The sequence below is a fragment of the Caldimonas tepidiphila genome (assembly GCF_003569765.1).
GTDB classification, from domain to species: Bacteria; Pseudomonadota; Gammaproteobacteria; order Burkholderiales; family Burkholderiaceae_C; genus Caldimonas; species Caldimonas tepidiphila.
Genome location: NZ_QXMG01000005.1, coordinates 40,652 through 60,691 on the forward strand (window position 1 = coordinate 40,652; position 20,040 = coordinate 60,691).

At 72.4% G+C, this 20,040-nt stretch carries 18 protein-coding genes; 8 read left to right on the forward strand and 10 right to left on the reverse strand.

Features of this window, described 5'->3' with window-relative positions; all coding sequences use genetic code 11:
• Window positions 1-12 precede the first annotated feature (12 nt).
• From ribH to tolA, 7 genes are all read left to right on the forward strand, one after another.
• Window positions 13-477, forward strand: coding sequence for a 6,7-dimethyl-8-ribityllumazine synthase (ribH, locus tag D3A59_RS08625; RefSeq protein WP_119154509.1), 465 nt, complete (start codon window positions 13-15; stop codon window positions 475-477).
• Window positions 477-980, forward strand: coding sequence for a transcription antitermination factor NusB (nusB, locus tag D3A59_RS08630; RefSeq protein ID WP_119154510.1), 504 nt, complete (start codon window positions 477-479; stop codon window positions 978-980). Before ribH ends, nusB begins: the two co-directional genes overlap by 1 nt.
• Before the next feature lie 14 nt (window positions 981-994).
• Entirely contained in the window at window positions 995-2,161 is a 1,167-nt protein-coding gene (locus D3A59_RS08635) for a pyridoxal phosphate-dependent aminotransferase (RefSeq protein WP_119154511.1), read from the forward strand.
• A 135-nt stretch (window positions 2,162-2,296) separates the two neighbouring features.
• Window positions 2,297-2,731 carry a tol-pal system-associated acyl-CoA thioesterase gene (gene ybgC, locus D3A59_RS08640; RefSeq protein WP_119154512.1) on the forward strand — a complete coding sequence of 145 codons (435 nt, stop codon included), beginning with the start codon at window positions 2,297-2,299 and terminating at the stop codon, window positions 2,729-2,731.
• Window positions 2,728-3,450 carry a protein TolQ gene (gene tolQ, locus D3A59_RS08645; protein WP_119154513.1) on the forward strand — a complete coding sequence of 241 codons (723 nt, stop codon included), beginning with the start codon at window positions 2,728-2,730 and terminating at the stop codon, window positions 3,448-3,450. The genes ybgC and tolQ overlap by 4 nt, the downstream gene beginning before the upstream one ends.
• A gap of 13 nt (window positions 3,451-3,463) precedes the next feature.
• Window positions 3,464-3,889, forward strand: coding sequence for an ExbD/TolR family protein (locus tag D3A59_RS08650; protein WP_119154514.1), 426 nt, complete (start codon window positions 3,464-3,466; stop codon window positions 3,887-3,889).
• 14 nt (window positions 3,890-3,903) lie between these two features.
• Complete coding sequence (tolA, locus tag D3A59_RS08655; protein WP_119154515.1) at window positions 3,904-5,016, forward strand: cell envelope integrity protein TolA; 1,113 nt, start codon at window positions 3,904-3,906, stop codon at window positions 5,014-5,016.
• Window positions 5,017-5,058: 42 nt separating this feature from the next.
• Here tolA and D3A59_RS08660 read toward each other — a convergent pair whose 3' ends face one another.
• Genes D3A59_RS08660 through D3A59_RS08670 form a run of 3 tightly spaced genes read right to left on the reverse strand, consistent with a single transcriptional unit; the run spans window position 5,059 to window position 11,208 of the window.
• A complete protein-coding gene (locus D3A59_RS08660) occupies window positions 5,059-8,757 on the reverse strand; it encodes a hydantoinase B/oxoprolinase family protein (protein WP_119154516.1) in 3,699 nt (1,232 codons plus the stop codon).
• Between the two features lie 28 nt (window positions 8,758-8,785).
• Entirely contained in the window at window positions 8,786-10,015 is a 1,230-nt protein-coding gene (locus tag D3A59_RS08665; protein WP_119154517.1) for a GGDEF domain-containing protein, read from the reverse strand.
• On the reverse strand, window positions 10,012-11,208 hold the full coding sequence (locus D3A59_RS08670; protein ID WP_157991457.1) for a GGDEF domain-containing protein: 1,197 nt from the start codon (window positions 11,206-11,208) through the stop codon (window positions 10,012-10,014). Before D3A59_RS08670 ends, D3A59_RS08665 begins: the two co-directional genes overlap by 4 nt.
• Before the next feature lie 203 nt (window positions 11,209-11,411).
• Between D3A59_RS08670 and D3A59_RS08675 the strand changes: the two genes are divergently transcribed.
• Complete coding sequence (locus tag D3A59_RS08675; RefSeq protein WP_205665144.1) at window positions 11,412-13,766, forward strand: GspE/PulE family protein; 2,355 nt, start codon at window positions 11,412-11,414, stop codon at window positions 13,764-13,766.
• A gap of 18 nt (window positions 13,767-13,784) precedes the next feature.
• Here D3A59_RS08675 and D3A59_RS08680 read toward each other — a convergent pair whose 3' ends face one another.
• The 7 genes from D3A59_RS08680 to pedF all read right to left on the reverse strand — a co-directional run bounded on the left by D3A59_RS08680 (window position 13,785) and on the right by pedF (window position 19,977).
• Window positions 13,785-14,087, reverse strand: a complete 303-nt coding sequence (locus D3A59_RS08680; RefSeq protein WP_119154519.1) for a hypothetical protein — start codon at window positions 14,085-14,087, stop codon at window positions 13,785-13,787.
• A gap of 136 nt (window positions 14,088-14,223) precedes the next feature.
• Complete coding sequence (gene thiS / locus D3A59_RS08685) at window positions 14,224-14,478, reverse strand: sulfur carrier protein ThiS (RefSeq protein ID WP_119154520.1); 255 nt, start codon at window positions 14,476-14,478, stop codon at window positions 14,224-14,226.
• A gap of 24 nt (window positions 14,479-14,502) precedes the next feature.
• Window positions 14,503-15,864, reverse strand: coding sequence for an NAD(P)/FAD-dependent oxidoreductase (locus D3A59_RS08690; RefSeq protein ID WP_119154521.1), 1,362 nt, complete (start codon window positions 15,862-15,864; stop codon window positions 14,503-14,505).
• 97 nt (window positions 15,865-15,961) lie between these two features.
• Complete coding sequence (locus tag D3A59_RS08695; RefSeq protein ID WP_119154522.1) at window positions 15,962-17,809, reverse strand: aldehyde ferredoxin oxidoreductase family protein; 1,848 nt, start codon at window positions 17,807-17,809, stop codon at window positions 15,962-15,964.
• Window positions 17,810-17,850: 41 nt separating this feature from the next.
• A complete protein-coding gene (locus tag D3A59_RS08700) occupies window positions 17,851-18,327 on the reverse strand; it encodes a 4Fe-4S dicluster domain-containing protein (RefSeq protein ID WP_119154523.1) in 477 nt (158 codons plus the stop codon).
• Between the two features lie 272 nt (window positions 18,328-18,599).
• On the reverse strand, window positions 18,600-19,451 hold the full coding sequence (locus D3A59_RS08705) for a substrate-binding periplasmic protein (RefSeq protein WP_119154524.1): 852 nt from the start codon (window positions 19,449-19,451) through the stop codon (window positions 18,600-18,602).
• A gap of 19 nt (window positions 19,452-19,470) precedes the next feature.
• Window positions 19,471-19,977, reverse strand: a complete 507-nt coding sequence (gene pedF / locus D3A59_RS08710) for a cytochrome c-550 PedF (protein ID WP_119154525.1) — start codon at window positions 19,975-19,977, stop codon at window positions 19,471-19,473.
• Window positions 19,978-20,040 lie beyond the last annotated feature (63 nt).

The window sequence follows — 20,040 nt, forward strand, 5'->3', positions numbered from 1 at the left end:
GGAACACCCCATATGCAAGGCGCCGACCAGGGCCAGGCCGCGAGACTCGATGGCAGCAAGCTGCGCATCGGCATCGTGCAGGCTCGCTTCAACGACGCGATCACCCGCCAGCTCTGCGATTCGTGCCTGAGCGAGCTGAAGGAGCTCGGCGTGGCCGCGCGCCACATCCAGCATGTCCAGGTGCCCGGCGCGCTCGAGGTGCCGCTGGCGCTGCAGGCGATGGCCGAGAGCGAGCGCTTCGACGCGCTCGTGGCGCTCGGCTGCATCATCCGCGGCGAGACCTACCACTTCGAGCTCGTCGCCAACGAGAGCGGCGCGGGCGTCACCCGCGTGTCGCTCGACCACGGGCTGCCGGTCGCCAACGCGATCCTCACCGTCGAGAACGAGGCGCAGGCCTGGGCTCGCGCCGAAGACAAGGGCCGCGACGCGGCCCGCGTGGCCGTCGAGATGGCCCTGCTGCTGGAAGATCTGTCCTGATGAGCGAAGACCACAACCCCACCCCCGCCCCGGCGGCCAAGTCCGCCCGGCGCACGCCGCAGAAGTCGGCGCGCCGCCGCGCGCGCGAGCTCGCGCTGCAAGGCCTCTACCAGTGGCTGATCTCCGGCGAGGAAGGCGGCGCGATCGAGGCCCATGTGCGCGAGCAGGAGCCCGAGTTCGCGAAGGCCGACACCGCCCACTTCGACGCGCTGCTGCACGGCTGCATCCGCGAGGCCGCCGGCATCGACGCGATGCTCGCGCGCCACGTGGACCGCAAGACCACCGAGCTGTCGCCGGTCGAGCACGCGGTGCTGATGATCGGCAGCTACGAGCTGCAACACTGCATGGACGTGCCCTACAAGGTGGCGATCAACGAGGCGGTCGAGCTCGCGAAGGGCTTCGGCGGCACCGACGGCCACAAGTACGTCAACGGCGTGCTCGACAAGATCGCGATCGACCTGCGGCCCGCCGAGGTCGAGGCCGCACGCGCGGCGCGTCGCTGAGCCGCGGGGCCGCCATGAAGCTCGCCGCACGCGCCGGGCGCATCGCGCCCTTCTACGTCATGGAGTGCGCCAAGGCCGCCGCCGAGCTCGCGCAGTCGCCCGAGTGCCGCGAGCGGCCGATGATCTACCTGAACATCGGCGAGCCGGACTTCGGCGCCGCGCCGCTGGTGCAGCAGGCGGCCGAGCGCTGCATCCGCGACGGCGCGACCCAGTACACGCCCGCGCTCGGGCTCGAGCCCCTGCGCGAGCGCATCAGCGCCTGGTACCGCCAGCGCTTCGGCATCGACGTGCCGGCGCGGCGCATCGTGGTCACCGCCGGGGCCTCGGGCGCGCTGCAGCTCGCCTGCCTCGCGCTGGTGGACGCCGGCGACGAGGTGCTGATGCCGGACCCGAGCTACCCCTGCAACCGCCACTTCGTCGCGGCGGCCGAGGGCCGCGCGGTGCTGCTCGAGAGCGGCCCGGCCGAGCGTTTTCAATTGAGCGCCGCCGCGGTCGAGGCGGCCTGGGGCGAGAAGACGCGCGGCGTGCTGCTCGCGTCGCCGTCGAATCCGACCGGCACCTCGATCGAGCCGGCCGAGATGCGCCGCATCGTCGAGGCGGTGCGCGCGCGCGGCGGCTTCACGATCGTCGACGAGATCTACCTCGGCCTGTCCTTCGACGAGCGCTTCGGCCGCTCGGCGCTGGCCTGCGGCGACGACGTCATCACGGTCAACAGCTTCTCGAAGTACTTCAACATGACCGGCTGGCGGCTCGGCTGGCTGGTGCTGCCCGAGGCGCTGGTGCCGGCGGTCGAGCGGCTGGCGCAGAACCTCTACATCTGCCCGTCCACCGTCGCGCAGCACGCGGCGCTGGCCTGCTTCGAGCCGGAGAGCCTGGCCGAGTACGAGCGGCGGCGCGCCGAGTTCCGCGCGCGGCGCGACTTCCTCGTGCCGGCGCTGAACGACCTGGGCCTGAGCGTGCCGGTCGAGCCCGACGGCGCCTTCTACGCCTGGGCCGACTGCTCGGCGCACGCCGCGAGCAGCTGGGACTTCGCGTTCGAGCTGATGCACCGCGCGCATGTCGCGCTGACGCCGGGCCGCGACTTCGGCGAGGCGCAGACCGCGCGCTACATCCGGCTGTCCTACGCGACGCGGCGCGAGCTGCTCGAGGAGGCGGTGCACCGGCTGCGGCAGGCGCTGTGAGGCGCGCCGGCCGTGCCGCGAGCCGCAGCGTGACCGAGTGCCTGCCCGGGCCGCCGGCTTGCGGGCCGCGGCACTGTCAATCCGGGCAAGGCCCGATCCCGGGGCCATAATCCCGGCTGTTTTTTCGCCCGCCCGATGTCCGATTCCGCCCTCTCCACTGCCGCTCCGCCCGACCTCCCGGCCTACCGCCACCGGGTGCGCGTGTACTGGGAGGACACCGACGCCGGCGGCGTGGTGTTCTACGCGAACTACCTGAAGTTCTTCGAGCGCGCGCGCACCGAGTGGCTGCGCGCGCTCGGCTTCGGGCAGGAGCGGCTGCGCACCGAGGGCGGGGCGATGTTCGTCGTCACGAACACCGCGGTACGCTACGTGCAGCCGGCGCGGCTCGACGACCTGCTCGACGTGACGGTGCAGGTGCGCGAGGCGGGGCGCGCCTCGCTCGTGATCGCGCAGCAGTGCCTGCGCGAGGGCCGGCTGCTCGCCGAGGGCGACATCCGCATCGGCTGCGTGGACGCGACGACTTTCCGGCCGCGACGCATCCCGGCCGACATCCTCCAGGAAATTGCATGAACAACCAGGACATGTCGATCATCCAGCTCGTGCTGCACGCGAGCTTCGTCGTGCAGGTCGTGATGGCGCTGCTGCTGGCCGGCTCGCTCGCGAGCTGGACCGTGATCTTCACCAAGTTCCGCTCCCTGGGCGAGGTGCGGCGGCTCAACGAGCAGTTCGAGCGCCAGTTCTGGTCCGGGCGCAACCTCAATGAGCTCTTCAACGACGCCAACGGCAACGCCGCGCGCGGCGGCCCGATGGAGCGCATCTTCGCGGCGGGCATGCGCGAGTTCCTGAAGCTGCGCGAGCGCCGCATCACCGACCCCGGCGCGCTGCTCGACGGCGCGCGCCGCGCGATGCGCGCGAGCCTGCAGCGCGAGCTCGACGTGCTGGAAGCGCGCCTGTCCTTCCTCGGCTCGGTCGGCTCGGTCTCGCCCTACATCGGCCTGTTTGGCACCGTGTGGGGCATCATGCACGCCTTCACGGGCCTCGCGAACGTGCAGCAGGTGACGCTCGCCACCGTCGCGCCCGGCATCGCCGAGGCGCTGGTCGCGACCGCGATCGGCCTCTTCGCCGCGATCCCCGCAGTGATCGCCTACAACCGCTTCTCGCGCGACATCGACCGCATCGCGATGCAGACCGAGAGCTTCGTCGAGGAGTTCTCCAACATCCTGCAACGCAACGCCGGCGTCGCGGCGCAGCCCGCGGCCCCGCAGGCCGCGGCCGGCGGCCTGCGCTGACGGGGAGGCTGCCATGCCGTCCATGACGCCCCGCGGGGGTTCGCGCCGCCGCGGCATCAGCGAGATCAACATGGTGCCCTTCATCGACGTGATGCTGGTGCTGCTGATCATCTTCATGGTCAGCGCGCCGATGATCACGCCGAGCGTCATCGACGTGCCGACCGTCGGCAAGGGACAGAACCGGCCCGAGCGCGTGGTCGAGGTGCTGGTCGGCACCGACGAGAGCCTGCGCGTGCGCGTGGACGGCCGCGAGGGCGAGCGCGCCACGCTCAAGGACCTCGCGTCGCGCGTGCAGGCGGTGCAGGAAGGCAGCGACGAGGTGCCGGTCATCATCAGCGCCGACAAGAAGGTGCGCTACGAGGCGGTGGTGCGCGTGATGGACACGCTGCAGCGCGCCGGCGTCAAGCGCGTCGGCCTCGCGGTGCGCAGCACGGGCTGAGGGACGCGACAGGCATGGAGCGCCGCACTCCCGATCCCGCCCTGCCGCTGCGCCCGCCCGTGCGCGAGCGCTGGGGCGCGGGCCTCGTGTTCGCGCTGCTGGTGCACGGCGTGATCGTGCTCGCGCTCGCGCTGAACGTGAGCCTGCGCTCGAGCGAGCCCGACGCGGTGCAGGCCGAGCTGTGGGCCAGCGTGCCGAGCGTCTCGGCCCCCCCGCCTCCACCGCCGCCCCCTCCCCCGCCGCGGGTCGAGACCCCGCCCCCGCCTGCGCCGCCCGTCCCGCCGAAGCCGGTGCCCCCGCCGCCGGCCGCTGCCGCGCGCCCGGTCGAGCCGGCACCGCAGCGCCCGGCCGACATCGCGATCGAGCGCCAGCGCGAGCAGGAACGCCGCAAGCGCGAGGAGCTCGAGGCCGAGCGGCAGCGCAAGCTCGCCGAGCAGAAGAAGGAAGAGGAAGCCGAGCGCCAGAGGAAGCTCGCGCAGCAGAAGAAGGAGAAGGAGGAGCTCGCCCGCCGCGAACGCGAGGAGGAGCTGGCGCGCCAGCAGAAGAAGCAGAAGGAGGAGCTGGCGCGGCGCGAGCGCGAGGAGGCCGAGAAGAAGGCGCTCGCGGCCAAGGAGAAGCAGCGCCAGGAGGAACTGGCCCGGCAGAAGGAAAAGCAGGAGCTCGCGAAGCGCGAGCAGGCGCGCAAGGAGCAGCAGGCGAAGCAGGAGGCCGAGGAGCAGCGCAGGCAGGAGGCGCAGGCCGAGGCGCTGCGCCAGGCGCAGCTGCAGCGCGCGCTCGGCCAGGCGGCTGCCGGCGCCGGCAGCGCGAACACCAGCGCGGCGCGCGAGGTCGGCGCCGGCGGCCCGCAGGGCGGCCCGTCGGCCGGCTACGCCGGGCGCATCCGCGCACGCGTGAAGCCCAACGTCGTCTTCACCGACCTCGTCAGCGGCAACCCGAAGGCGGAGGTCGAGGTGCGCTCGGCCCCCGACGGCACCATCCTCGCGGTGCGCCTGATCAAGCCGAGCGGCCACACCGGCTGGGACGACGCAGTGGTGCGCGCGGTCGAGAAGACCGGCTCGATGCCGCGCGACACCGACGGCCGCGTGCCGACGGTGATGATCCTCGAGTTCCGGCCCAAGGACTTCTGACCGGTCCCCGGTGCGGCGGCCAGCAAGCCGCCGCGCCTTGCCTTACGCCTCGCCCGAAGGCGGCTCGCCCCAGCCGCCGCCGCCCGGCGTCTCGACGACGAACACGTCGCCCGGCCGCATCTCGACCGAGCCGATGTGGCCGAGCGGCTCGACCGTGCCGTCCGCCCGCTCCACCCGGTTGACGCCGACCGCGCCCGGCGCGCCGCCGGCCAGCCCGAAGGGCGGCACGCGGCGGCTGTTGGAGAGGATGGCCGCGGTCATCGGCTCGAGGAAACGCACGCGGCGCACGCCGCCGTCGCCCCCCTTCCAGCGCCCGGCTCCGCCCGAGCCGGCGCGGATCTCGTAGCTCTCGAGCCGCACCGGGAAGCGGAACTCCAGCACCTCCGGGTCGGTCAGGCGCGAGTTGGTCATGTGCGTCTGCACGACGCTGGTGCCGTCGAAGCCGCCCGTCACGCGCCCCTCGGCGTCGAGCAGCACGCCGGCGCCCGAGCCGCCCGAGATCGTCTCGTAGTACTGGTGGCGCGCGTTGCCGAAGGTGAAGTTGCTCATCGTGCAGCCGCTCGCCGCCATCACGCCGAGCGCGCCGTAGAGCGCGTTGGTCACGCACATCGAGGTCTCGACGTTGCCCGCCACCACCGCCGCGGGCGGGCGCGGGTTGAGCATCGAGCCCTCGGGCACGATCACCTCGAGCGGCTTGAGGCAGCCGGCGTTCAGCGGGATGTCCTCGTCCACCAGCGTGCGGAAGACGTAGAGCACGGCCGCCATCGTCACCGCCCGGGGCGCGTTGAAGTTGCTGGGCAGCTGCGCGCTCGTGCCGGTGAAGTCGATCGTCGCGGCGCGCGCGGCGCGGTCGACGCGGATCGCGACCGCGATGCGCGCGCCGTTGTCGAGCTCGAGCGCGAACTCGCCGTCCTTGAGCGCGCCGATCACGCGCCGCACCGACTCCTCGGCGTTGTCCTGCACGTGGCCCATGTAGGCGGCGACCGTCTCGCGGCCGTACTGCGCGACCATCGCGCGCAGCTCCTGCACGCCTTTTTCATTCGCCGCGATCTGCGCGCGCAGGTCGGCCAGGTTCTGCGCCGGGTTGCGCGCCGGATGCGGCCCGCCCTGCAGCAGCGCCGCCAGCTCGGCCTCGCGCAGCCGCGGCGCGCCGCCCGGCTCCCGGCCGCCCTCGACCAGCAGGAAGTTGTCGAGCAGCACGCCCTCCTCGTCGATCGTCGCCGAGAAGGGCGGCATCGAGCCCGGCGTGACGCCGCCGATGTCGGCATGGTGGCCGCGCGAGGCGACGTAGAAGGCCGGCGCCGCATCGCGCTCGTCGAGGTACACCGGCGTCACGACCGTCACGTCCGGCAGGTGCGTGCCGCCGTGGTAGGGGTCGTTGAGGGCGTAGACGTTGCCCGGGCGCATCGCGCCGCGGTTGCGCTCGATCACGGTGCGGATCGACTCGCTCATCGAGCCGAGGTGCACCGGCATGTGCGGCGCGTTGGCGATCAGCTGCCCCTCGGCGTCGAACAGCGCGCACGAGAAGTCGAGCCGCTCCTTGATGTTGACCGAGTGCGCGGTGTTCTGCAGCCGCAAGCCCATCTGCTCGGCGATGTTCATGAAGAGGTTGTTGAACACCTCGAGCATCACCGGGTCGACCTCGGTGCCGACCGCGTGCGCTGTGCGCCGCGGCTGCACGCGCTCGAGCAGCAGCGCGCCGCCGGCCTGCACCTGCGCCTGCCAGCCGGGCTCGAGCACGGTGGTCGCGTTGCGCTCGGCGATGATCGCGGGCCCGTCGATGCGTGCGCCCTCGGCGAGCCGCTCGCGCACGAACAGCGCGGCCTCGCGCCAGCCGGCCTCCCCCGCCTCGTCCTCGCAGACCATCCGGACGGTCTCGACCGGCTGGGGCCGGTGCGGCGCGGGCGGGGTGGATGCCGATGCCGGCGAGATGCCGCCGCGCTCGCCCTCGCCCACCGCCTCGACCGACACCGCCTCGATCACGAGCGGGCGCCCCGGCATCAGGAAGGCGAAGCGCTGGCGGTAGGCGGCCTCGAAGCCGGCCTGCAGCGCGTCGAGCGGGCCGGCGCGCAGCACCAGCGCGGTGTCGGTGCCCTGGTAGCGCAGGTGCACGCGGCGCTGCACGCGGATGCGGTCGTCCGGCAGGCCCTGGCCGCGCAGCTCGGCCTGCGCGGCGGCGGCGAGCCCGTCCAGGCGCTCGCCGGCGGCCGCCAGTCCCTCGGCGTCGAGCAGCCGCTCCAGCGAGGCCTCGCGCATCGCGCTGCGGTCGGCCAGCCCCATGCCGTAGGCCGACAGCACGCCGGCGAGCGGATGGATGAAGACGCGCTTCATGCCGAGCGCGTCGGCCACCGCGCAGGCATGCTGCCCGCCGGCGCCGCCGAAGCACTGCAGCGTGTAGCCGCTGACGTCGTGGCCGCGCGCGACCGAGATGCGCTTGATCGCGTTGGCCATGTTCGCGACCGCGATCCTCACGAAGCCGGCCGCGGCCTGCTCGGCGCTCATCGGCCGCCCGGCCGCGGAGATTGCGGCGGCGAGCGACTCGAAGCGCCGCACCACCGCGTCGCGGTCGAGCGGCGCGTCGCCCCGGGGACCGAACACCTTCGGGAACCAGGCCGGCTGCACGCGCCCGAGCATCACGTTGGCGTCGGTCACCGCCAGCGGCCCGCCTCGCCCGTAGGCGGCGGGGCCGGGGTCGGCGCCGGCCGAATCGGGCCCGACGCGCAGCCGCGCGCCGTCGAACGCGAGGATCGAGCCGCCGCCGGCGGCCACCGTGTGGATGCTCATCATCGGCGCGCGCACCCGCACGCCGGCCACCTGCGTCTCGAAGGCGCGCTCGAACTCGCCCGCCGCGCCGCCGGCGAAGTGCGACACGTCGGTCGAGGTGCCGCCCATGTCGAAGCCGATCAGCCGCTCGTGGCCCGCCGCGACCGCGGTGCGCACCATGCCGACGATGCCGCCGGCGGGGCCCGAGAGGATCGCGTCCTTGCCCTGGAAGCGGCCCGCCTCGGTGAGGCCGCCCGAGGACTGCATGAACAGCAGCGGCACGCCGGGCATCTCGTCGGCGACCTGGCGCACGTAGCGGTGCAGGATCGGCGAGAGATACGCGTCCACCACCGTCGTGTCGCCGCGCGCGACGAGCTTCATCAGCGGGCTCGTCTCGTGCGAGGCCGAGACCTGCGCGAAGCCGAGCCCGCGGGCGATCTCCGCCGCGCGCCGCTCGTGCGCGGTGTGGCGCCAGCCGTGCATGAAGACGATCGCGCAGGCCGCGATGCCGGCGTCGCGCGCGTCGCGCAAGGAATCGTGCAGCGCCGCCTCATCGAGCGGCTCGAGCACCTCGCCGTCCGCCGCGACACGCTCGCGCGCCTCGACCACGCGCTCGTGCAGCAACTCGGGCAGCACGATGCGGCGGTCGAACAGGCGGGGCCGGTTCTGGTAGGCGATGCGCAGCGCGTCGCGCAGGCCCCGCGTCGTGACGAGCACGGTGCGCTCGCCGCGGCGCTCGAGCAGCGCATTGGTCGCCACCGTCGTGCCCATCTTCACCGCGGCGACGCGCCCGGGCGTCACCGGCGCGCCCGCGGGCAGCCCGAGCAGGCGGCGGATGCCCTCGACCGCCGCGTCGCGGTAGAGCGCCGGGTTCTCCGACAGCAGCTTGAGCGTGTGCAGCGTGCCGTCCGGGGCGCGGCCGACGATGTCGGTGAAGGTGCCGCCGCGGTCGATCCAGAACTCCCAGCGCATGTCCATGGCCTGCTTCCTCCGTGATTCCTCGGGTTCAGGGTTCGGGATGGGGCATCGTCGAGGTGAACAGCCGCGAGTCGAGGCGGCTGGACATCACCTCGGCCGAGGCGTAGAAGCGCACCCGGTTGCGGCCGGCGCGCTTGGCCTCGTAGAGCGCCTCGTCGGCCTGGTGCAGCAGGTCGACCAGGTCGGCGCCGCCGGCCTGCAGCGTGTCGGCCGATGCGTAGGCGACGCCGACGCTGACGGTGCAGCTCAGGAAGCTGCTGCCGGTGTCGATCTCGAAGGCGGCGAAGCTGCGCCGCAGCCGGTCGGCGAACACGCGCGCGCCGGGGACGTCGGTGCCCGGCAGCACGACGCAGAACTCCTCGCCGCCGAGCCGCGCAAAGGCGTCGCTCTCGCGCTTGGCGCGCTGCACCATGCGCGCGAGCGACTGGAGCGCGAGGTCGCCGACCTGGTGGCCGTGCTGGTCGTTGACCTGCTTGAAGTGGTCGATGTCGAGCATCAGCACCGCCAGCGACTGGCCGAGCTGCGCCGACAGCGCGGCCAGCCGCGCGGTGTGCTTCTCGAAGCCGCGGCGGTTGAGCGCTCCGGTGAGCGGATCGTGGATCGCCTCGCGCCGCAGCCGCTCGGTGACGCGGAAGCTCTCGGCCAGCACCAGCAGCGGCACGAGCAGCCCGCAGGCGACGAACTGCAGCCACAGCATCACGGCGACGCCATCCGTGAAGAGGCGCCATGTCGGCCCGGTCCTCGCGGGCAGCAGCGCATGCAGCACCCAGCCGAGCGCCGCCGCGGCGGCGCAGGCGGCGATGCCGGCGTGGATCACGCGCTGGCCCCTGGGCGGCCGCAGCAGCGCCGCGAGGCCGACGACGATCCACAGCAGCGCGACGAGCCCGGACGCGAACAGCGCCTGCCCCGCCGTCTCGCCCCGCATCCGCAGCAGCAGCGCGGCGAGCAGGTAGGCCAGCGCCAGGCCCGCCACCCAGCGCAGCGCGCCCTGCCGGCCGCCGAAGCGCAGCAGGCCCTCGGCGACGCAGCCGAGCGCGAGCAGCCACAGCGCCGGCGCGAGCAGCTCGATGCCCTCGAGCCACGCCGCAGCGGCGGACATCCCCAGGCCGGCGAGCGCGAGCAGGCAGGCGCGCGACCACCAGCGCGGCCCCGGCGCGGCGGGAACGGTGCGCGCCAGCACCTCCATCAGGCCGGCGGACAGGACCATCAGCAGCGCGAAGCCGATGGCCAGGGCGTGCAGCTCGGACACCGCCGTCATGCGGAGCCCGCCCCGGCAGGCGCCGGCGGCAGCCGGCCGGCGGCCGCCGGCGTGTCCTCGCCCGCCAGCACGCAGCGGTCGCGCCCGCGCGCCTTGGCCTCGTAGAGCGCGGCGTCCGCCTGCGCGAGCATCGCGCCCCACGAGGCCTCCTGCGCCGGCTGCGACAGCACGCCGATGCTCACCGTCAACCGCAGCGGCGTGCCGGCCGCCGGCAGCAGCAGCGGCTGCGCCGCGACGCGCTGGCGCAGCGCCTCCGCCGCCAGCATCGCCTCGCGCGGGCCGGCGCCCGGCAGCAGCAGCGCGAACTCCTCGCCGCCGATGCGCCCGATCAGGTCGGCCCCGTCGAACTGCTCGCGCAGCAACTCGGCGAAGGCCTTGAGCGCCTCGTCGCCGAGCGCATGGCCGTGCGTGTCGTTGATCGCCTTGAAGCGGTCCAGGTCGCACAGCAGCAGGCCGACCGGGCGGCCGACGCGGCGCGCGAACGCGAGCGTGGTCTGCGCTGCCTCGTCGAGGCCGCGCCGGTTGAGCACGCCGGTGAGCGCGTCGTGCATCGACAGCCGCCCGAGCATCAGGTTCATGCGGGCCGTCAGCAGCAGCATCAGCCCGAGCAGGGCCGCGAGCAGCAGCAGCCCCTGGACCAGCCGGGCGAGGTCTTCCGCCATCGCCAGTGGCGCCCCGGGCTCCAGCGGCAGCAGCGCGAGCCGCAGCAGGCTCAGCAGCGCGATGAGTCCGAACACGCCCTGCAGGAAGTCGCGCACCGGCCGCAGCGCCGCCTCCCGCAACTCGCGCAGGGCCGCGACGCAGGCCAGGCCCAGCACCGCCATGCCGGCCAGCCGCACCGCCTCGCGCGCCGCGGGCAAGGGCCAGACCGCGGTGAAGAGCGCGTTCGCGATCAGGCTGCCGAGCACGATCGCGACCGAGGGCAGCCACAGGCGCGGCAGCGCGAGGTACTGCCGCAGTCCGGTGAGCAGCAGCGCGAAGCCGGTGAGGATGAGCGGGTCGCGCAGCACCAGCTGCAGCGTGGTGTCGACCTCGACGATCTTCAGCGCCTGGCCGGCGGCCAGCGGCGCGAAGGCCAACGCCCACAGGCGCGCGCCGTCGCTGTCGGGCACCCAGCGCAGGGTCAGCCCCAGCACGAGCGACAGCAGCAACGCGAGCACGGAACTCGCCAGAACGAGGGCAGTGAAGTCCAAGGGGAAGAAGAAATCGGCCGAGTATGCCCACCACCTCCTCCCGCAGCAAGCCGGGCGCCCCCGGGCTGGCGGCACCCGGATGGGCGGGGAGGAACGGCAAGACGGAGGCAAACGCCGAATTGTGCCGGTGCGACCCGCCTGTTCGCCGGGCTGGGGGAAAGCCGCTGGCAGATACTCGCGAGGCCGAAGAAGTCCCCTGCCCCATGTCCGACACCTTCCCCCCTCCCCTGCCGGAGGCCGAAGCCGCCGCGCCGACGCTGCACTGGCCGGCCCCGCCGCTCGGCGGCCCCCACGCCGACGACGACCTGCGCGCGCTCCTGTGCGAGATCGCGGGCCACAACGGCCGGCAGATGCGGGGGCGGCTGGTGCGCTTCTCACCCGCCGACGAGCTCGTGCTCGTGCAGGTGCCGCCGGCGCGCATCCCCTTGACGATCCGCTTCGCGCAGTTCCGCAGCCTGGCGCTGGGCGAGCCGCTGATCGCACGCGGCGAGCCGCCCGAGCCGCTGCCGGCCAGCCGCTACGAAGTGACGATGAAGGCGGGCGAGGCCCTCGCGGGACAGACGCTCGGCCACGTCGAGACGCCCTCGGGCCTGTTCCTGTTCCCGCCCGCGGGCCCGGGGGGCGCCGTGACGCGGCTCTTCGTGCCCGTCGGCAGCTACGAGCGCTTCGTCGTGGACGCGCCCGCCGCGGGTCTGCCGGTCTCGCACCGCATCCGCACGCCGGCGGCGCTGATCACGGCGCTGGAGCAGCAGTCGCGCATGCCGGTGGTGCGCCTCGGCGAGGCGCTGCTGAGCCTCGGCATGATCGAGCCCGAGGCGCTCGCCGAGGCGCTGGAGCGGCAGAAGACCCGGCGCGACGTGCCGCTCGGCGCGCTGCTGGTGCAGCAGGGACGGGTCTCCCCGCAGGACCTGCAGGCGGCCCTCGCGCACAAGATGGGCTACCCGATGGTGGAAGCGGAGCACTTCCCCGCCGACAGCGAGGCAGTGCGCCTGCTGCCCTACGCGGTGGCGACGCGGCTCAACGCGCTGCCGCTGCTGCTGCGCGAGGACGGGCGGCTGGTGGTGGCGCTCGAGGACCCGTCGCGACGCGACGCGATCGAGGAGCTGGAATTCGTCACCCAGTCCAAGGTCGTCCCGGTGCTCGCGCAGGCCGACGCGCTCGCCGGCGCGATCCGCGAGCACTTCGAGCGCCTCGGCGCCGACGTCGGCGGTGCCGAGTTCGAGGCCAGCGACACCGGCAAGCTGATCGAGACGCTCGAGCGCGACAGCGCAGGCGGCGCTGGCGACGACGAGGACCGCCAGATCGAGCAGAGCGACAACTCGCTCGTGCGGCTGATCAACAACATGATCATCGAGGCGCACTCGCGCCGCGTCTCCGACATCCACATCGAGTGCTATCCCGGACGGGACAAGGTCAAGGTGCGCTTCCGCCGCGACGGCGTGATGCAGCCCTACCTGGAGCTGCCCTACAACTACCGCACCGCGCTGGTGGCCCGCATCAAGGTCATGTGCGAGCTCGACATCTCCGAGCGCCGCAAGCCGCAGGACGGCAAGATCAGCTTCGGCAAGTTCGTCCCCGGCTACAAGCTCGAGCTGCGGGTGGCCACCGTGCCGACGCACGGCGGGCTCGAGGACGTGGTGCTGCGCCTGCTGTCCTCGGCGCGGCCGGTCGCGCTGGATCAGCTGGGCCTGAGCCCCGAGAACCACGCGCGGCTTCGCGAGGCGATCGAGCGGCCCTACGGCATGGTGCTGTGCGTCGGCCCGACCGGCTCGGGCAAGACCACCACGCTGCACTCGGCGCTCGGCCACCTGAACCGGCCGGAGCGCAAGATCTGGACCGCCGAGGACCCGGTCGAGATCACGCAGCCCGGGCTGCGCCAGGTGCAGATCAACCCGAGGATCGAGTGGACCTTCGCGAAGGCGCTGCGTGCCTTCCTGCGCGCCGACCCGGACGTGATCATGGTCGGCGAGATCCGCGACGAGGAGACCGCGCACATCGCGGTCGAGGCCGCGCTCACCGGGCACCTGATGCTGTCGACGCTGCACACCAACAGCGCTGCCGACACGGTCACCCGGCTGCTCGACATGGGGGTGGACCCGTTCAACTTCGCCGACTCGCTGCTGGCGATCCTGGCCCAGCGCCTGGTGCGGCGCCTGTGCGCGCACTGCCGCCAGTCGCGGGCGGCGACGCCCGAGGAGGTCGACGAGCTGCTGGCCGACTGGCTGCACGCGTGGCCGGACGAGGAGACCCGCCCCGGCGCCGCCGCGCTGCGCCAGGCCTGGCTGGAGCGCTTCGGCCGCGACGGCCGGCTGCAGCTCCACCACAGCCCGGGATGCGAGAAGTGCGAGCACCTCGGCTTCAATGGCCGCGCCGGCCTGCACGAGCTGATGCTCGTGTCGCGCGAGCTGCGCCAGCTGATCCACACCGGCGCCCGCCCGGAGGAGCTGCTGCGGCAGGCGATGCGCGAGGGCATGCGCACGCTGCGCCAGGACGGCATCGAGAAGGTGCTGCAGGGCGTCACGACGCTCGCCGAGGTGCGCGCGACGAGCAACGCCTGAGCGCCGCAAGCAAGGCGCTCAGCCGCCGCCGCGCTGCATGAAGAGGTCGAAGTAGCGCATGAAGGCAGTGCGCTGCGGCTCGTCCACGCCGTCGAACTCGAAGTCCACCACCAGCCGCGGCAGCGTGATCAGCGCGATGCGCCGCGGCGGCGACACCTGCCAGCGCAGGTGCAGCGTGCCCCCGCCGATGCGCACGCAGGCCTGCGCGCCGTCGAGCCGCATCGCGTGCGTGCCCACCGCGCCCGGCAGCCAGCCGAGGAACTCGGCCTCGGTGCAGGCCATGTCGCGCTGGAAGGAGGAGGGATAGGAGAGGGCATGCATCGGGACGGGACCTCGGGAGCGGTGAAGCACGGGAGCGGGCCGGATCGTGCCCGGCCCGCGCCGACCCTGCATCACGCAGGGCCTTCGCCCCGCACGCCGGCTCACGGGGCGAGCCGGCGGGCGCGACGGCCGGCGCTCAGCCGCCCGCGATCGGCGGCCAGATCGCGAGCACGTCGCCGTCGAGCAGCGCGCGCGAGCCGCGCTCCTCGGGGGGCACGTAGCTGCCGTTGACCAGCACCAGGTGCACCAGCTTCATCGGCAGGTTGAAGGGCGCGATGACGTCGGCGATCGTCGCGCCCTCGGGCAGCTCGAGCGGCATCTGGTTGCTCCTGCGCACCTCCGGCGGCAGGTAGTCGGTGAGCGTCGCGTAGAGCTTGAACGTGATCTTCATGCAGAGATCATCTCAAAGCTGCGCTCAACGTGCCGGATGCCAGCGTTCCTGCGCCTGCGCGCAGGCGAGGTAGGCCTCCATCAGGCGCGTCGGGTCCGCGGCGAGGCGCTCCTTCCATTCGCCCAGCCGCACGCGCCCCTCGACCAGGCCGCGCATCACGCCGACATGCTCGGTCCAGCCGACGCTGTTGCAGCCCGCGAGCCGGTCGCCGTCGAACTGCAGGCTCAGCAGCCGGAAGCCCTCGCGGTCGGCCAGCTCGACATGCTCGCCTCCGTCCACGCCCTGCCAGTCGCCGAAGCTCGCCGAGATCAGGCCCAGCGTGTCGAGCACGTTGATCTGCGTCACGCCCTTGAGCTCGGCGCGGCGCCCGGCCATGTTCATCGCGGCGACGTAGGCCTGGTCGGCGGCGTTGGGTTGGATCGCGCTGACGATGGTGCGGCCGCTGACCTTGTCGAAGGCCTCGGCGCAGTCGCCGGCGGCATAGATGCCGGGCACCGTGGTCTGCATGTGCTCGTCGGTCAGCACGCCCTGCAGGCAGCGGATGCCGGAGTCCTCGAGGAAGGCGATGTTGGGCTTCACGCCGGTGGCGCTGATGACGAGGTCGGCCTCGAGCGTCTCGCCGTTGGACAGGCGCACGCGCAGCGCCGGGCCCGCAGGCGCGTCTGCGGCCACGGCCTTGGGCGCGCCGCCGCCGAAGAAGCCGGCGATCACATCGAAGAGGCCTGCGGACGGCGCCGGCGGCGGCGGGGCCTCCTCGATCGCCTCGACGCGGGTGCCGGTGTAGACCTGCACGCCCTTCTTCTCCACCCATTCCTTGATCATGCCGCCGGCGGTCGGCCCCATCATGCGCGGCACCATCCGGTCGCCCATCTCGACCACCGTCAGGTGCACGCCGCGCAACGCGAGCGCTTCCATGATGATGCAGCCGATGAAGCCGGCGCCCATCTGCAGCACGCGCGCGCCCGGCTGCGCCAGGCGGGCGATGTGGCGCGCGTCGTCGAGCGTCCAGCAGGTGTGCACGCCGGGCAGGTGGATGCCGGGCACCGGCGGGCTCGCCGGCTTGGAGCCGGTGGCGATCAGCAGCGTGTCGAAGCCGAGCCGGGTGTCGTCGTCGAGCATCAGCTCGCGGTTGGCGACGTCCACCTTCAGCGCGCGCTGGCGGCGCAGCTCGATGCGCAGCCGGTTGAAATGGTGCGGGTCGTGGCGCAGGTAGGTGCCCTCCTCGCCGACCTTGCCGATGAGCAGGTAGGGGATGGCCATGCGCGAGTACGGCGGCTCGGGCTCGTCGCCGATGATGATGATCTCGTCGTGAGGCGCCTGCTTGCGCAGGGTCTCGGCCGCGATGACGCCGGCCGGGCCGGCGCCGAGGATGACGTGTCTGGTCATGTTCGCATTCCTTGCAACGAAAAAGGCGGTCCGTGAACCGCCTTCGTGGGGATCGGAGGAAGGGGCCGGGCCCTCTCGGCGTCCCGGCCCCGCGGCCTCACAGGCCCAGGCGCTCGCGCGTCTCGGGCTTGAGGCGGCCCTCGGCGTCCCAGCCGCGGATCTCGTAGTACTTCGGCAGCATCTCGGGCAGCTTGTTGACCAGGCCCTTGGCGGGGCCGGTCTTGGCCGGCTCGGTCAGCAGCCGCGGCGGCAGCGTGTCGTCGGCGGCGGTGAAGCCGGCGCGGTTGTTGAAGTCCCGCTCCATGTTCCAGACGCGCTCGCCGATCTCGTTGAGCTTCTCGAGCGTGAACTCCTCGCCGCAGGCAGCGGCGACCTGCGGCTGCACGTCCGACAGGCCCCAGGCGAAGCTCGTGAAGATGCAGATGCCGGCGGAGTCGAAGGCCGCGGTCGCATCCTGGAAGGCCATCACGAGTTCCGGCTTGCCCTCGGCGGTGAGCGGGTCGGTCTTGACCGGGATGCCGAGCACTTCCGAGGCCACGGTGTAGCTGCGCAGGTGGCAGGCGCCGCGGTTGGAGGTCGCGTAGGTCAGGCCCATGCCCTGGATGCCGCGGCTGTCGTAGGCCGGGAACTCCTGGCCCTTGACGCTCATCGACAGCTCGGGGTGGCCGTACTTCTCGCACAGGCGCTTGGAGCCCTGGCCGATCTCCTTGCCGAAGCCCTCGCCCGCGGCCGTCATCTCGGTGAGCCTGACCAGCGCCTCGGCCGAGCCGAAGGGCGCCTCGATGCCGATCTGCTCCTTGGTCAGCGCGCCGATCTCGTAGAGCTCCATCACCGCGCCGATGGTCGCGCCGAAGGAGATCGGGTCCATCCCCTGCTCGTTGCACAGCGTGTTGCAGTACTGCAGCGCCTCCAGGTCGTTGACGCCGTTGGCGTTGCCGAGCGCCCAGGCCGCCTCGTACTCGAGGCCGCCGGTGGCGCCCCAGTACTTCGGCTTGTTCTCGACCGAGAAGTGGGTCTGGTCGATCTTGCTGATGCGCCCGCAGGCGATCGTGCAGCCGAAGCAGGCCTGGTTGGTGACGAGCTGGGGCTTGCCGTCGCTCTTGCGCGGCGTGGCCATGGCTTCCGCCGAGACGTCCTTGGCGCCCTCGAACTGCACGTCGCGGTGGTTGCGCGTCGGCGAGGCGCCCATCTCGTTGATGACGTTCATCAGCACCTGGGTGCCGTAGGTCGGCAGGCCCTGGCCGGTGACGGCGTTGTCAGCGAGGATCTTCTTCTTCTCGAAGGTGACGCGCATGAACTCCTTGGGGTTGGCGATGTTGCCCACGCCCTTGGTGCCGCGCACGGCGATCGCCTTGAGGTTCTTGCTGCCCATCACGGCACCGACGCCCGAGCGGCCCGCGGCACGGTGCAGGTCGTTGACGACCGCGGAGAACAGCACCTGGTTCTCGCCCGCGAGGCCGATGCACGACACGCGCACCAGCGGGTCCTGGTGCTGCTTCTTGATCGTTTCCTCGGTTTCCCAGACCGACTTGCCCCACAGGTGCGAGGCGTCGCGCAGCTCGACCTTGTCGTCCTCGATCGAGAGGTAGACCGGGCGGTCGCTGCGGCCCTCGAAGATCACCATGTCCCAGCCGGCGAACTTCAGCTCCGAGCCCCAGTAGCCGCCGGAGTTGGAGCAGGCGATGGCGCCGGTGAGCGGGCCCTTGGTGACGACGGTGTAGCGCCCGCCGGTCGAGGCCATCGTGCCGGTCAGCGGGCCGGTGGCCCAGATCAGCTTGTTGTCGGGCGACAGCGGATCGACCTTCGGGTCGATCTCGCTCGTGAGGTACTTGGTCGCGAGGCCGCGCGAGCCGAGGTAGGCGCGCGCCCATTCCATGTTGAGGGGTTCGTTCTTGATCTCGCCGGTGGCGAGGTTCACGCGCAGGATCTTTCCAGCCCAGGACATTGCTCTTCTCCTCAGGGATTCGGTCTAGGTGGCGGCGCGCTTCAGGCCGCGGCGGGCTGGTTGCCCAGCTTGTCGGCCCACTGCTTCATGCGGTCCAGGCCGGTCCAGTTGGCGTCGATGTAGGTGATGGCACCCGTCGGGCAGGCGGTGGCGCAGGCAGGATCCCCGCCGCACAGGTCGCACTTCTGCACCTTGCCGGTCTCCTGCACGTAGTTGATCGTGCCGAAGGGGCAGGAGATCGTGCAGACCTTGCAGCCCACGCAGGTGGTCTCGTTGACGACCTTGGCGCCAGTGAGCGCGTTGACCGTGATGGCCTCGACCGGGCAGGCGTGCAGGCACCAGGCCTCGTCGCACTGCGTGCAGGTGTAGGGCACCTTGCGGCCGGTGTGGTGGAAGTCGAAGACCTTGATGCGCGACTTGCTCGGCGCGTAGACCTCGTAGTTCTCGTAGCTGCAGGCCATCTCGCACTGCAGGCAGCCGGTGCACTTGTCCGGGTTGATGTGCAGAACCTTTTGCATTTGTCTGTGTTCCTTCTCGATCAGATCGGGCGGTGCGCTGCGCTCGCAGCGTCTCGGGAGGACGGTGGGGACCGGCGCCTACGCGGCTGGAGACCGGTCGCACGGCCATCGCGCGCGGACTCCGACGAGGTATGCAGGGGCGTTCATATCTTCGAAAAAGCGCCCTGCCGCCGATACCTAGGCGAAACCCTGAAGAAACTCCCCCCGCTGCTCCATCACCGCTCCAGACTGGAGCACGGCTGGAGCAGACGGGGGACAGCAGGGGCACAGCCTCAGGGGCGCCGCCAGCTCACGTTGCCCGCGGCGAAGATCTCGCCCAGTTTTCCGGACTGCTGCAGGCCGTTGACGGCCTCCTGCAGCGCCTTGGCGAGGTCGTCGGCCTCGCGCTTGACGGCCAGGCCGACGGGCCAGCCGTCGCGCGCGCGCGGCAGCGGCAACGGCTCGATCGCGTAGCGCTCGTCGCGGCCGATCTGCGACTCGAGCTCCGACGCCAGCCCGGCGGCCGCGCCGACCTCGCCGCGCAGCAGCGCGCGCGCCGCCTCGGTGCCGTCGGCCATGCGCGTGACGAGCTGCTCGCGCCAGGCGCCGCCGTCGGCGCCGATCAGCAGCCAGCCGGCCAGCGACAGGCCCGGAACCGCGATCTTCTGCCCCTTGAGCGAGGCCATCGACTCGAGTTGCGGCACCTGCCGCAGGTCGCGCGCGATCGCCAGGCGCTCGCGGTAGTACGGCGCGAAGATCGAGACCTTCGGATTGTTCTGGATCAAGGGGCGATCCACCGGCACGTGCAGCAGCACGTCGGCGGGTCCCCAGCCAAGGTAGTGGCCGCGCCAGACCATGTTGCGCAGGTCGTCGTCCATGTTCTCGCCGGCGTTGAAGGGCAGCAGCGAGGCGCCCACGCCGATCGAGGCGGCGAGCGCGCGGGCGAACTCCACGTCGATGCCCTTGCCGGCGACGTGAAAGGGCGGCATGTCGTTGTAGACGCCGACGAGGAGGCTGCCGCGCTGGCGCACGCGCTCCAGCGCGGAGAGCTCTTTGGCGGCGGCATGCGGGGCGGCGAGCGCGCCGAGCGCCAGGGCACCGAGGCCCTGCAGCACGCGGCGGCGGTTCAGCGGTCGATCGCTCATGGCTGACTCCGCGCCGGGCTCACAGCGGCTTCTCGCGCCGCGTCTCCAGGTAGGACTTGATGGCCCATACCGCCTCCTGGTTGAGCATGCCCTCGAAGGGCGGCATGTAGACCGCGCCGTTGCGGGTGCGGCCCTTGCGGACGGTGCTGGCGAAGAAGTCGTCGACCTCCTTCACGCAGGCGGCCTTCCTGCGCGCGTCCTTCAGGCTCGCGCACTCGTTGTCGAGCTTGCGCAGGTCGGGGGCGATGCCGCCGGAGACGGCGTCGATGCCGTGGCAGCGCGCGCAGTTCTGCGTGTAGGCCGAGTTGCCGACGCGCACCGCCTTCTCGTTGTTGCGGAAGGGGTTCTCGGACTTCCAGTCCGCGCCGAGCGGCGGCAACTCGCGCGTGTCCACGGCCTGCGGCGTGACGTCGCCATGGGCGAGCGCGGCACCGGCGGCCAGCGCGAACGCGAGCGCGGCGGCGCGCGGCGCGAGCTTCAGGGTCGAGGACAGGGCGTGGATCGGGCGGCGGGCCAGGGTCTTCATCGCTGTTGTCTCCTTCATGTGTTCAGCGGACAGGGTGGTGCCACAGACCGCAAGGCCTGTGCC

Coding starts and splice junctions, on each gene's coding strand:
- ribH (WP_119154509.1), top strand. CDS start 13: ATGCAAGGCGCCGACCAGGGCCAGGCCGCGAGACTCGATGGCAGCAAG.
- nusB (WP_119154510.1), top strand. CDS start 477: ATGAGCGAAGACCACAACCCCACCCCCGCCCCGGCGGCCAAGTCCGCC.
- D3A59_RS08635 (WP_119154511.1), top strand. CDS start 995: ATGAAGCTCGCCGCACGCGCCGGGCGCATCGCGCCCTTCTACGTCATG.
- ybgC (WP_119154512.1), top strand. CDS start 2,297: ATGTCCGATTCCGCCCTCTCCACTGCCGCTCCGCCCGACCTCCCGGCC.
- tolQ (WP_119154513.1), top strand. CDS start 2,728: ATGAACAACCAGGACATGTCGATCATCCAGCTCGTGCTGCACGCGAGC.
- D3A59_RS08650 (WP_119154514.1), top strand. CDS start 3,464: ATGCCGTCCATGACGCCCCGCGGGGGTTCGCGCCGCCGCGGCATCAGC.
- tolA (WP_119154515.1), top strand. CDS start 3,904: ATGGAGCGCCGCACTCCCGATCCCGCCCTGCCGCTGCGCCCGCCCGTG.
- D3A59_RS08660 (WP_119154516.1), bottom strand. CDS start 8,757: ATGGACATGCGCTGGGAGTTCTGGATCGACCGCGGCGGCACCTTCACC.
- D3A59_RS08665 (WP_119154517.1), bottom strand. CDS start 10,015: ATGACGGCGGTGTCCGAGCTGCACGCCCTGGCCATCGGCTTCGCGCTG.
- D3A59_RS08675 (WP_205665144.1), top strand. CDS start 11,412: ATGTCCGACACCTTCCCCCCTCCCCTGCCGGAGGCCGAAGCCGCCGCG.
- D3A59_RS08680 (WP_119154519.1), bottom strand. CDS start 14,087: ATGCATGCCCTCTCCTATCCCTCCTCCTTCCAGCGCGACATGGCCTGC.
- thiS (WP_119154520.1), bottom strand. CDS start 14,478: ATGAAGATCACGTTCAAGCTCTACGCGACGCTCACCGACTACCTGCCG.
- D3A59_RS08690 (WP_119154521.1), bottom strand. CDS start 15,864: ATGACCAGACACGTCATCCTCGGCGCCGGCCCGGCCGGCGTCATCGCG.
- D3A59_RS08695 (WP_119154522.1), bottom strand. CDS start 17,809: ATGTCCTGGGCTGGAAAGATCCTGCGCGTGAACCTCGCCACCGGCGAG.
- D3A59_RS08700 (WP_119154523.1), bottom strand. CDS start 18,327: ATGCAAAAGGTTCTGCACATCAACCCGGACAAGTGCACCGGCTGCCTG.
- D3A59_RS08705 (WP_119154524.1), bottom strand. CDS start 19,451: ATGAGCGATCGACCGCTGAACCGCCGCCGCGTGCTGCAGGGCCTCGGT.
- pedF (WP_119154525.1), bottom strand. CDS start 19,977: ATGAAGACCCTGGCCCGCCGCCCGATCCACGCCCTGTCCTCGACCCTG.